This is a genomic window from Marinobacter similis, from assembly GCF_000830985.1.
Classification (GTDB): Bacteria; Pseudomonadota; Gammaproteobacteria; order Pseudomonadales; family Oleiphilaceae; genus Marinobacter; species Marinobacter similis.
Genome location: NZ_CP007151.1, coordinates 3,447,992 through 3,460,584 on the forward strand (window position 1 = coordinate 3,447,992; position 12,593 = coordinate 3,460,584).

At 54.7% G+C, this 12,593-nt stretch carries 7 protein-coding genes and 4 pseudogenes; all 11 read left to right on the forward strand.

Annotation, left to right across the window (positions count from 1 at the left end; genetic code table 11):
- Nucleotides 1-108 precede the first annotated feature (108 nt).
- The 11 genes and pseudogenes from AU14_RS15920 (at nt 109) to AU14_RS19420 (ending at nt 12,376) form a co-directional block, all read left to right on the forward strand.
- The gene (locus AU14_RS15920) at nt 109-1,092 is read left to right on the forward strand and encodes a TAXI family TRAP transporter solute-binding subunit (protein WP_041342423.1); all 984 of its coding nucleotides are present in this window, start codon (nt 109-111) and stop codon (nt 1,090-1,092) included.
- A gap of 84 nt (nt 1,093-1,176) precedes the next feature.
- Nucleotides 1,177-3,792 (forward strand): annotated as a pseudogene (locus tag AU14_RS23500) (TRAP transporter permease).
- 152 nt (nt 3,793-3,944) lie between these two features.
- Nucleotides 3,945-5,869: pseudogene (gene thrS, locus AU14_RS15930) on the forward strand (threonine--tRNA ligase).
- 2 nt (nt 5,870-5,871) lie between these two features.
- On the forward strand, nt 5,872-6,411 hold the full coding sequence (infC, locus tag AU14_RS19200) for a translation initiation factor IF-3 (protein ID WP_094191242.1): 540 nt from the start codon (nt 5,872-5,874) through the stop codon (nt 6,409-6,411).
- A 94-nt stretch (nt 6,412-6,505) separates the two neighbouring features.
- Nucleotides 6,506-6,697, forward strand: coding sequence for a 50S ribosomal protein L35 (gene rpmI / locus AU14_RS15940; protein WP_007151842.1), 192 nt, complete (start codon nt 6,506-6,508; stop codon nt 6,695-6,697).
- Nucleotides 6,698-6,748: 51 nt separating this feature from the next.
- Nucleotides 6,749-7,102, forward strand: a complete 354-nt coding sequence (gene rplT, locus AU14_RS15945; RefSeq protein ID WP_008170485.1) for a 50S ribosomal protein L20 — start codon at nt 6,749-6,751, stop codon at nt 7,100-7,102.
- 150 nt (nt 7,103-7,252) lie between these two features.
- Nucleotides 7,253-8,249 (forward strand): annotated as a pseudogene (gene pheS, locus AU14_RS15950) (phenylalanine--tRNA ligase subunit alpha).
- A 59-nt stretch (nt 8,250-8,308) separates the two neighbouring features.
- Nucleotides 8,309-10,680, forward strand: a pseudogene (gene pheT / locus AU14_RS15955) (phenylalanine--tRNA ligase subunit beta).
- 5 nt (nt 10,681-10,685) lie between these two features.
- A complete protein-coding gene (ihfA, locus tag AU14_RS15960) occupies nt 10,686-10,988 on the forward strand; it encodes an integration host factor subunit alpha (RefSeq protein WP_007151838.1) in 303 nt (100 codons plus the stop codon).
- On the forward strand, nt 10,969-11,334 hold the full coding sequence (locus AU14_RS15965) for a MerR family transcriptional regulator (RefSeq protein ID WP_041342430.1): 366 nt from the start codon (nt 10,969-10,971) through the stop codon (nt 11,332-11,334). The genes ihfA and AU14_RS15965 overlap by 20 nt, the downstream gene beginning before the upstream one ends.
- 274 nt (nt 11,335-11,608) lie before the next feature.
- Nucleotides 11,609-12,376: a hypothetical protein gene (locus tag AU14_RS19420; RefSeq protein WP_148312768.1), complete on the forward strand. Its 768-nt coding sequence runs from the start codon at nt 11,609-11,611 to the stop codon at nt 12,374-12,376.
- The last annotated feature ends 217 nt before the right edge of the window (nt 12,377-12,593 follow it).

A 12,593-nucleotide genomic window follows, 5' to 3' on the forward strand; every position in this document is an offset into this window, starting at 1 on the left:
TACTTTATTTATAATGTGATCTGGTCTATGTTCTAAAACGAACCATAAGCTCCTTCGAGCGCATCGTTGGGCTTTGAATACAACTAATCAGAAAAAGGAAGAACTCCCATGACATTGAAACTAAAGGTATCCGCGCTCGCTGTCGCTGCTGCGGTTAGTGCTGGTTTTGCCTCAACGTCCGTTTCTGCCCAAGAGCAGCGCTTTGTAACGATTGGCACTGGCGGTGTGACCGGTGTTTATTATCCTGCCGGTGGCGCGATCTGTCGTTTGGTCAATATGGATCGTAAAGAACACGGTATTCGCTGCTCTGTTGAGAGCACTGGCGGTTCCGTCTACAACCTGAACGCGATTCGCCAGGGTGAGCTGGATCTCGCTGTAGCCCAGTCTGACTGGCAGTACCATGCTTACAACGGCACCAGCCAGTTCAAAGACGATGGCGCCAACAAAGACCTGCGTGCGGTCTTCTCCCTGCACCCTGAGCCGTTCACTGTCGTTGCCAGCAAGGGCTCTGGCATCGAGAACTTTGAGGATCTCGAGGGTAAGCGTGTATCCGTAGGTAACCCGGGCTCAGGCCAGCGTGCCACAGCCGAGGTGCTGATGGACGAAATGGGCTGGACCATGGACAAGTTCTCCCTGGCCGCTGAGCTGAAAGCGGCAGAGCAGTCCCAGGCCCTGTGCGATGGCAACATCGACGCCTTCTTCTACACCGTAGGCCACCCCTCTGGTTCCATCAAAGAAGCAACCACGTCCTGCGACAGCGTGCTGGTTAACGTCGACAACGAGTCTAGCCAGAAGCTGATTGCAGACAACCCGTACTACCGTGAAGCGGTTATCCCTGGGGGTATGTACCGTGGCAGTGATGAAGACGTCACTACCTTCGGTGTGGCAGCAACATTCGTGTCTTCAACCGACGTTGCAGACGAAGTGGTTTATGAAGTCGTAAAAGCCGTATTTGAGAACTTCGACAGCTTCAAACGTCTGCACCCGGCGTTCGCTAACCTGAAGAAGGAAGAAATGGTATCTGACGCGCTGAGTGCACCTCTGCACCCAGGCGCGGCGAAGTATTACAAGGAAGCGGGCCTGATCGACTGATCTGACCGAAACCTTGCCCGGCCGCGGGCACAGTGTGCCCGCGGCTACTAATGACCCTCCGTTTTCCTCTGACAGGATTCAGCTATGACCAATAGCGACCCGAGAGCTGGGAACGACATCGACAAACAGAAAGTCGAAGAGTTCCTACAAACCGAATCCGGTGGAAGAGCGACGACAGGCCCTGCTGCCGTTATTCTGTTTGTTGTTCCACTGCTCTGGTCCCTTTTTCAGCTTTGGATAGCGTCACCGCTTCCTTACATCTTCGAGATGGGCGTCTTCAATTCCACGGAATCGAGATCCATACACCTTGCCTTTGCGGCGTTTCTGGCGTTTGCAGCTTCCCGATGATTCGCGGAAAGCATTCCAACCATGTGCCCGTGTATGACTGGATTCTTGCGCTGACGGCAGCATTCGCCGCATCGTACCTGTACATCTTTTACGACCAGCTAGCGACTCGTCCTGGTGCCCCGAACACCCAGGATATGGTGATTGCGCTGGGTGGTCTGGTATTGCTTCTGGAAGCCACCCGTCGTTCGTTGGGTTTACCACTGACCATCGTGGCTGGTGTATTCATCGTTTATTCTCTGGCTGGCCCCTACATGCCGGACGTTATCTCGCACAAAGGGGCGAGTCTGAGCAAGCTGGCATCGCACCAGTGGCTTGGCACCGAAGGCGTGTTTGGCGTGGCGCTTGGCGTCTCGACCAGTTTCGTCTTTCTGTTTGTGTTGTTTGGTGCTCTGCTTGAACGTGCAGGCGCCGGTAACTACTTCATCAAGGTGGCCTATGCGCTGCTGGGCCACATGCGTGGCGGACCCGCCAAGGCAGCCGTGGTATCCAGTGGCCTCAGTGGCGTGATTTCCGGTTCCTCCATTGCCAACGTGGTGACACTGGTACCTTTACCATTCCGCTGATGAAGCGGGTGGGCTTCCCTGCCACCAAGGCGGGTGCGGTTGAAGTCGCTGCTTCTACTAATGGTCAGCTGACACCGCCGATTATGGGGGCCGCGGCCTTCCTGATGGTGGAGTACGTGGGTATTTCCTACCTCGAGGTCATCAAGCACGCGATCCTGCCGGCAATGATTTCGTATGTCGCTCTGATCTACATCGTTCATCTTGAGGCCTGCAAGCTCAATATGAAGGGCATCGAGCGTCTGGACCGGCCAACCTTGGCCCAGCGCATGCTGAACTGGGTAGTGATCCTGCTAGGGCTGAGTGTTTTGACTCTGGTGGTCTATTACGGCATCGGCTGGATGAAAGACTGGCTGGGCGCGGCGGCCATGTGGGTGCTCACGCCCATGCTACTTGCGGCTTACATTGGACTGGTCTGGTACGCGACCCGTTTCCCGGCTCTGGAGGAAGATGACCCCGAGCAGGCAATGGGTGAACTGCCACCGGTGGGCCCAACGGTCAAGACCGGGCTTTACTTCTTGCTTCCGGTAGTGGTCCTGGTCTGGTGCCTGACTGTTGAGCGCTTCTCGCCGCAGTTGTCCGCATTCTGGGCGACGGTGTTCATGATCTTCATCGTGGTTACTCAGGGCCCGCTCAAGGCGTTCTTCCACAAGCAAGGCGAGTATGGCAACCAGTTGAAGCAGGGTGTGGTCGATCTGGCCCATTCGCTGGTGACTGGCGCCCGAAACATGGTGGGCATCGGTGTTGCCACTGCGACCGCGGGTATCGTTGTCGGTACAGTTACGTTGACTGGCATCGGGTTGGTAATGACCCAGTTCGTGGAGTTCATCTCCGGCGGTAATCTGCTGCTGATGCTGATCTTCACCGCCATCATCAGCCTGATCCTCGGTATGGGGTTGCCGACCACGGCCAACTACATCGTGGTGTCGACTCTGATGCGCCGGTGATCGTGACTCTTGGTGCGGCCAATGGCCTGTTGGTGCCGCTGATTGCGGTGCATCTGTTCGTGTTCTACTTCGGCATCCTGGCGGACGATACGCCGCCGGTGGGGTTGGCGGCCTACGCGGCCGCGGCAATATCCGGGGCTGATCCAATACGAACGGGTGTGCAGGGCTTTACCTACGATATCCGAACCGCGATATTGCCGTTCATGTTCATCTTCAACACTCAGCTATTGCTGATTGGACTGACCGGCTGGATTGACCTGTTGATTACCATCTTCAGTGCGGTCACGGCGATGCTGGTGTTCTCGGCTGCCACCCAGGGCTACTGGTTTACCAAGACCCGCTGGTGGGAAACCGTGCTGTTGCTGCTGATCACGTTCACGCTGTTCCGGCCGGGCTTCTGGTGGGATAGGGTCTATCCGCCCACCGAGGACCGTCCAGGCGCAGAAGTGCTTCAGCATGTGGACGATGTACCGGCCGATGAGGCCATCATCCTTCAGGCCTCTGGTATGTCCATTGACGGTGAGGAAGTGTCCAAGTACCTGAGGTTGCCATTGCCAGAAGCGGAAACCCCGTCTGAGCGGCTGGCCGCAGCTGGTCTGGAGGTGTCACCCCAGGGTGAGGAGATGGTGGTTGATTTCGTTAACTTCGGAAGCATCGCCGAGAAGGCTGGTATCAGCTATGGCTGGAGCATTGACGCGGTCCAGATCCAGAAGGAGCGGCCGCCGAAAGAGCTGATGTTCATTCCGGCTCTGATCCTGCTGGCTGTGCTTGCCTTCGGGCAGTTGCGACGACGGGCCCGGGAGCGCGCTGAGCCTCAGGGCGCTGAAGGTGCCCAGGGCACCTGACGCTAACCTGGTCCGTAAAAACCCGGCATTAACCTGCCGGGTTTTTTTCTGGTAGACTCCGGATCGAATCGGCCCGCGGTTTGTATCGCGGAACGCCGTCATCATGTGATCTCTGGTATAGATCACCGCTGAGTAACCAATTGGAGCTTTTCATGCCCGTCGTAACTTTGCCGGATGGCAGCCATCGCAGTTTTGCAGAACCCGTAACCGTTCATGACGTTGCCGCCGACATTGGCGCAGGTCTCGCCAAGGCCGCATTGGCTGGCCGCGTGAATGGCCAGCTGGTGGATACCAGTTACCGCATTGAAGACGATACCGAGCTGGCGATTGTTACCGATCGCGACGAAGACGGCGTCGATATTATTCGTCATTCCACCGCCCACCTTCTGGCTATGGCGGTTAAAGAGCTGTTCCCCGAGGCCCAGGTAACTATTGGCCCTGTGGTCGACAACGGCTTCTACTACGATTTCAAATTCGATCGCCCGTTCACCAATGAAGATCTGTCGCGCATCGAAAAGCGCATGGAAGAGTTGTCCAAACAGGATATTCCGGTGTCCCGGTCCGTGCTGTCCCGTGACGAGGCGGTGAAGCTGTTTGATGATATGGGCGAAGAGTACAAGGTCCGTATTATTGAGGACATTCCGGGTAACGAGGATCTGTCGTTCTACCGCCAGGGCGATTTCATCGATCTGTGTCGTGGCCCGCACGTGCCCAGTACTGGCAAGCTGAAGGCGTTCAAGCTCACCAAGGTGGCCGGTGCTACTGGCGTGGTGATACCAACAACGAGCAGCTGCAGCGGGTCTATGGCACCGCGTGGGGCAACAAGAAGGATCTGAAGGCCTATCTGCACCGCCTGGAAGAGGCGGAAAAGCGGGATCACCGTAAGATCGGCAAAAAACTGAACCTGTTTCATATGCAGGAAGAAGCGCCAGGTATGGTGTTCTGGCACCCGGACGGCTGGTCGCTGTACCAGGAAATCGAGCAGTACATGCGCGACAAGCTGCATTTTCACGGTTACAAAGAGATCAAGACACCGCAGGTGGTCTCCCGTGCGTTGTGGGAAAAGTCGGGTCACTGGGACAAGTTCCACGATGACATGTTCACCACCGAGTCAGAAAAGCACGATTACGCCATCAAGCCGATGAACTGCCCGTGCCACATTCAGGTGTTCAACCAGGGCCTGAAGAGCTACAAGGACCTGCCGCTGCGGCTGGCCGAGTTTGGTTCATGTCACCGTAATGAGGCGTCTGGTGCGCTGCATGGTCTGATGCGGGTGCGTGGCTTTACCCAGGATGATGCGCATATCTTCTGCGAAGAAGATGCGATTCAGGAAGAAGTCTCCCGCTTCATTGATCTTCTGCACGAGGTCTATCAAGACTTCGGTTTTGACCAGATCCTCTACAAGCTTTCCACTCGTCCCGAGAAGCGGGTAGGGTCGGACGAGGTCTGGGACAAGTCAGAGGCCGCGCTGGAAGAGGCGCTGAACCGTGAGGGCGTTGACTGGGAACTGCTGCCGGGCGAGGGTGCTTTTTATGGTCCGAAGATCGAATTTTCCCTTAAGGACTGTATCGGACGGGTGTGGCAGTGTGGCACCATTCAGGTCGACTTCTCGATGCCGGGCCGATTGGGTGCCCAGTTTGTCGCGGATAATTCAGAGCGGAAAACACCGGTCATGCTGCACCGGGCCGTGCTGGGATCGTTCGAGCGTTTCATCGGCATTCTGATCGAAGAATACGAAGGCGCGTTTCCGACCTGGCTGGCACCAACCCAGGTGGCGGTACTGAATATTACCGATAATCAGCGTGATTATTGCGAGAATCTGGCGAAAAAGTGGGATTCTTTGGGTTATAGGGTTAATGCTGACTTGAGAAACGAGAAGATCGGCTTTAAAATCCGCGAGCATACTCTTAACAAGGTTCCCTACCTTGTCGTTGTCGGCGATAAAGAAGTCGAGAACAACGCCGTTGCGGTGAGAACCCGCAAAGGTGAAGATTTGGGAACACTATCGCTCGAAGCGTTCGAACAGCTTTTACAGAAAGAAGTTGAGCGCAAGGGCAACACAAAGACGGAGATCTAATTATTAAACAGCGAGCGAATCGGGGTGGGCGTACACCAAAGGCGCCGATCAATGAGAATATTGACGCAACCGAAGTCCGACTCATCGATGCCGAAGGCAATCAGGTCGGTGTAGTACCAATTGAGGACGCCATCAAGCAAGCTGAAGAGGCGTCTCTTGACCTGGTCCAGGTTACGGATTCCGATCCGATCGTCTGTAAGATAATGGACTACGGCAAGAAAATCTTCGACGAGAAGAAGGCCAAGGCGGCTGCCAAGAAAAAGCAGAAGCAGACGCAGGTCAAAGAGCTTAAGTTCCGACCAGGAACTGAAGAAGGGGATTATCAGGTCAAACTACGCAACCTGGTACGTTTCCTTGAAAACGGGGACCGCGGCAAAATCACTATTCGCTTCCGTGGACGTGAGATGGCACACCAAGAGATTGGTATGAAACTCATGGGCCGCATTGAAACGGATATTGAGGAGCTGGCAACGGTTGAGATGCGGCCGAAAATGGAAGGCCGGCAGATGACCATGATTGTGGCGCCCCGAAAAAAGAAGTGATCCTGTTCGGGTGATAATCCCCCGCGCTTGCGGGGGATTTGTCGTTCAGGGCCACATTTGATGTTCTTAAAAAATAGAATGCGGAGTTTTAAAAATGCCTAAGATGAAAACCAAAAGCGGAGCCACGAAACGGTTCAAGAAAACCGCCACTGGCTTCAAGCACAAGCAGTCCTTCACCAGTCATATCTTGACCAAGAAGAGCCCCAAGCGTAAGCGTCAGCTCCGCGGTACCAAGCTGATCGCTAAATCCGATGTGGCTTCCATCAAGCGTATGACCGCGTGCTAATAGCTCGCTAATCATTCCTGACAAGGTTTATTAAGGTAGAAGGATTAAAGTATGGCTCGTGTTAAACGTGGTGTGGTAGCACGCCGTCGTCACAAAAAGATTCTCAATCAGGCCAAAGGTTACTACGGTGCTCGTAGCCGTGTATTCCGTGTAGCCAAGCAAGCGGTTATCAAAGCCGGTCAGTACGCATACCGTGACCGTCGTAACCGTAAGCGTGCCTTCCGCGCTCTGTGGATCGCTCGTATCAACGCTGGCGCCCGCGCTAACGGTCTGTCATACAGCCGTCTGATCGCTGGTCTGAAAAAGGCTAACGTCGAAATCGATCGTAAGGTTCTGGCCGATCTGGCCATGAACGAGCAGCAGGCGTTTGCCGCTGTTGTCGAGAAAGCCAAAGCATCTCTGTGATCGCTTAAGCTCTTCATCGATTGATGATCGATCCGGGCGTCTCATGTCATCATGGAGACGCCTTCTGATAGGGGAAGGGCACGCTCTTCCCCTATTTTTGTTTGTAGAATTCGTATTTTGTACTCCCATTTCTGGTTTGGAGCAGGGTCAATGGAAAACCTGGAGCAATTGGTTCAGGACGGATTGGCTGCGGTAGACAAAGCCGACAGCTTGCAAGCGCTTGATCAAATTCGCGTTGAGTACCTTGGTAAGAAAGGCGTGATTACCCAGCAGGCAAAGACACTGGGCAAGCTTTCCGCCGAAGAGCGTCCCGCTGCAGGCCAGAAGATCAACGAAGCCAAGGGTCAGGTAGAGCAGGCGATCAATGCCCGTCGCACCGACCTGGAGCGCGCGGCTATCGAGCCAAGCTGGCCAGCGAATCCATTGACGTTACCCTGCCAGGCCGAGGTCAAGATCTGGGTGGGCTGCACCCGGTAACCCGCACCCTGCAGCGCATCGAGCAGTTTTTTTCGAGGGCGGGCTACACCGTTGAGCAGGCCCTGAGATCGAAGACGACTACCACAACTTCGAGGCTCTCAATATTCCCGGCCACCACCCGGCCCGTGCTATGCACGACACTTTCTATTTCAATCCTGGCACTCTGCTACGCACCCACACCTCACCGGTTCAGATTCGCACCATGGAAGCGGGCAAGCCGCCCTTCCGGATGATCTGCCCGGGGCGCGTCTATCGTTGTGATTCCGATATGACCCACACCCCGATGTTTCACCAGGTGGAGGGGTTGCTGGTTGAGAAGGATGTCAGCTTTGCGGATCTGAAGAGCACCGTGGAGGAATTCCTGCGGGTATTCTTCGAGCGCGATCTTGAAGTGCGTTTTCGTCCTTCCTATTTCCCGTTTACCGAGCCCTCCGCCGAGGTGGATATCGAGTGGGGCAGGGAAGCTGACGGCAGCATCAAGTGGCTGGAAGTCATGGGTTGCGGCATGGTGCACCCGAAAGTATTTGAACACTGCGGTATCGACGCCGAGGAGTACCGTGGCTTTGCGTTTGGTCTTGGCGTTGAGCGCCTGGCCATGCTGCGCTACGGCGTGAATGACCTGCGCATGTTCTTCGAGAACGATTTGCGCTTCCTGCGCCAGTTCCGTTAATACGGCGATTACGGCATTCAAATCAACAGGCGAAACCGCATCAGGACAAGGCATTAACCATGAAATTCAGTGAACAGTGGCTGCGCGAGTGGGTAAATCCGGCAATCGGAACCCAGGAATTGATGGATCAGATCACCATGGCCGGTCTGGAAGTGGACGGCTTTGAACCGGTTGCCGGTCAGTTCAGTGGTGTCGTGGTCGGTGAGGTGCAATCAGTGACCCCGCATCCGGACGCCGACAAGCTTCGGGTTTGTCAGGTAAGCGATGGCACCCAGACGGTTCAGGTAGTGTGTGGCGCACCCAATGTTCGCGATGGGTTGAAGGTGCCTTTTGCGGTTGTTGGCGCGGTCCTGCCCGGCGACTTCAAGATCAAGAAGGCGAAGCTTCGTGGCCAGCCGTCCGAGGGCATGCTGTGTTCGGAATCAGAGCTAGGGCTTTCCGAAAGCCACGACGGCCTGATGGAGCTGCCTGCGGACGCCCCGGTAGGTCAGGATGTTGCCGACTACCTGAAGCTCAATGACGTCACTATCGACGTTGATCTGACACCCAATCGCAGCGACTGCCTTTCCATCAAGGGTATTGCCCGGGAAGTGGGCGTGCTCAATAGCCTGGTGGTTGAAGGTCCGGAGGTGGGCCCGGTTGAAGCGGTGCATTCGGACGTGCCGGATATTCGTATCGAGGCGACTGCCGGTTGCCCGCGTTACCTGGGTCGGATCCTGCGCAATGTGAATCTGCGCGCGCAGTCGCCGTTGTGGATGCAGGAAAAGCTGCGCCGCTCCGGCATCCGTTCCATTGACGCCGCCGTGGACGTAACCAACTACGTCATGCTCGAGCTGGGTCAGCCGATGCACGCCTTTGACCGCACCGAAATCCAGGGTGGTATCGTTGTGCGGATGGCCAAGCCCGGTGAGAAGCTGGTGCTGCTGGATGGCCAGGAAGTCGAGTTAACCGAGCAGACCCTGATCATTGCCGACCACGAAAAGCCGGTGGCTATCGCTGGCGTTATGGGTGGTGAGCACAGCGGTGTCAGTGCCCAGACTGGCGACCTGATTCTCGAGTCGGCTTATTTCGACCCCATTACCCTGGCCGGCAAGGCTCGGGGTTATGGCCTGCATACCGACGCGTCGCATCGGTTCGAGCGCGGTGTGGATTATAAACTGGCGCGTGAGGCCATGGAGCGTGCCACGCAACTGCTGCTGGAAATCGTTGGTGGTGAACCTGGCGAGATCATTGAAGTGGTCAGCAAGGATGATCTTCCGAAAGATCACTCCGTGGATCTGCGTGCTACCCGTCTCTACGACGTACTGGGCTGAACATCGATCGCACCACGGTCGAGGAAATCCTGACCCGTCTTGGTTTTCACATCGACAAACTGCTGAAAGACGGTTGGCGCGTGAGTGTGCCCAGTTTCCGGCCGGACGTTGCCATCGAGGAAGACCTGATCGAGGAAGTTGGTCGGATCTTCGGCTACAACAACCTACCAGTCACTGAGCCCACAGGTTCTCTGGGTTTGCGCCAGGAAGACGAAGCCACCCGACCGATCTCGGCGATTCAGAGCTTCTTTGTCGATAATGGCTACCAGGAGGCAATCACTTACAGCTTTGTGGATCCCAAGGTTCAGCAACTGATCGATCCGGAGCGGGAAGGAATTGCCCTGGCCAACCCCATCTCTGCAGACCTCTCGGTGATGCGCACCAGTCTCTGGAGTGGCCTTCTCAAGACCGCTGCCTACAACCAGAACCGTCAGCAGCCCCGCATTCGTCTGTTTGAAACTGGCCTGCGATTCGAGCAGGTGGGAGAGCGGATTGATCAGCAGCAGATGCTGGCCGGTGTCGTCGTGGGTTCGCAATACCCTGAAAACTGGGCAAACGGTCGCAGAAACGCGGATTTCTTTGATGTAAAAGGAGATCTGGAAAGCCTGTTCCGTTTGCTTGGCATCGAGATTCAGTTCGTTGGCAGCCAGCATCCGGCCTTGCACCCGGGTCAGACCGCGGAGCTGCTCCGGGATGGCGAACATGTCGGCTGGTTAGGCACATTGCATCCGCAAGTGCAGAAAAATCTTGAACTTAATGGCACGATCCTGGTGTTTGAGCTATTCTTGGATTCTATCGTTACCGGTTATGTGCCTAATTTCAAAGAAATTTCGAAATTCCCGGAAGTTCGCCGGGATTTGGCTATGATTATCGGAAGTGACGTCGCGTTTGCCGATGTCGAGCGTGTAGCCAAAAAACATGCCGGTGAGCAACTGACAGCGTTACGAGCCTTTGATGTGTACGAGGGCGAGAGTCTGGGTGAAGGGAACCGTAGCCTGGCTCTGAGTCTGTTCTGGCAACATCCGGAACGTACGCTGAATGAAGATGAAGTTCACTCGCTCTTCAATGGTGTGATAGACGCCTTGAAAGAAGAGCTGGGGGCAACACTGAGGAGTTGAGAGACATGGCGGCTTTGACGAAAGCGGAAATGGCTGAGCGGTTGTACGAGGAGTTGGGCCTGAACAAGCGTGAAGCCAAGGAAATGGTGGAAGCTTTTTTCGATGAGATCAGAGGCGCCCTCAGCCATAACGAGCAGGTAAAGCTGTCAGGATTCGGGAACTTTGATCTGCGGGACAAGAAACAGCGTCCCGGCCGGAACCCCAAAACCGGTGAAGAAATTCCCATCAGCGCACGGCGGGTCGTTACGTTTCGCCCCGGGCAAAAACTTAAGCAAAAAGTAGAAGCGTATGCTGGAACCCAGTCATAACAACGAACTCCCGACCATTCCGGGAAAGCGATACTTCACCATTGGAGAGGTCGCTGACCTGTGTGCCGTAAAGGCGCACGTCTTGCGTTATTGGGAGCAGGAATTTCCCCAGCTGTCGCCGGTTAAGCGCCGGGGCAATCGCCGGTATTACCAGCGGGCTGACGTTATCACCATTCGTCAGATCCGCAGCCTGCTCTACGATCAGGGGTACACTATTGGCGGTGCCAAGCAGAAGCTGAGCAGCCACGAAGTCAAAGACGACACCTCCCAGTACAAGCAGCTGATCCGGCAGATGATCACCGAGCTGGAAGATGTTCTGGAAGTGCTGAATACCCCGGTAAAGTAGGGGCGTTCTGAAAGAAAAACCGAGCTGGCGCAGGCCACCTCGGTTTTTTTGTGTCTTTTTTGCGATCTCGACTTTGTATTGGCGCTTAACCAAAATCCGAGCCAAACTTTCTTTGTCTGACCAAGGCAACATCGGACAAAAAACGGCGTACCCCGATTGATCCACGAGAGGCCGGCCCAGTGAGAATAGGGCGGCTGATCAGCGCAGCATTTTGGTCGAGGTAATCAATATAGTCGTGACACGCGTCCTGCGAAGGTCTGCGAACGATGGAAAAATGAAAACGATGTTTCTTGCCCGGTTCAAAGCCGCGATCGTTCATCCACGAAGCTTCTATACAGGTTGGCTGATTGTGTGCCTGTACGCTGGCATCGCCTCTTCTACGACGGCAACGTTGGCTGAGCCAGGAAGCGAGACATCAGGGCAGGGCGGTTATTCTGCGTCAACTCAATACCTCTTCACTGAGGACATCGAGGAGCTCACGGAGGGGCATACCCTTGAAGACTCGGCCGACCGATTTGGTCGACCATTATCAGCGAGCGTTCCAGCGCGGCCAACCATCAATTTGGCAGCGCCTGAAAATGGATTTGTTCAAGATATTTCAGTCAGAATACTACGAAAAGCTTACGATAAATTGGGTTATCAGCTTGTCGTCCATGAATTACCAAATCTTCGCTCATTGATATCCGTGAACAATGGCCAATACGATGGTGAAGTTTCACGTATTGCTAATCTCAGCTCAATCTACCCTAATTTACACGCTGTACCAGCAGCAATAAACGTCATTAATATTGTTGCACTAGGACAGCTGGATAGCGCCAAGATCCACAGAATAGAAGATATTCGCGACGATCCATTGTGTGTAAGAGGGATTATAATAATAGAGAGGTTAGTCAGTGCAAATCGCATTGAATGCCATTTTGTTGTCAACGTAAATCAGGCGCTAACGATGGTGCGTCTGGGGAGAGCTAAATACGCTCTCCTTCCTGAAACCAATTCGAGAATCTCTCTTTCACACACCCCAGTTCGAAACTTCAGATCGTGAGCCCTGTGCTCCATTCAGAAGCGCTTTACCATTATCTGCATGAAAAAATCTCAGCCTCGTCGAACCACTCGATAAGATATTAAGTGAGATGCGTTTGAGTGGAGAAGTAGACCAAATACGCTCCGATTATCTTGATAGCATATTAAGTCCGGCTGGTATGGGTTTTGACGACCTCAAGCATCGACCTATTCAGTCAGAGTAGAGCGCAGGATTTCCA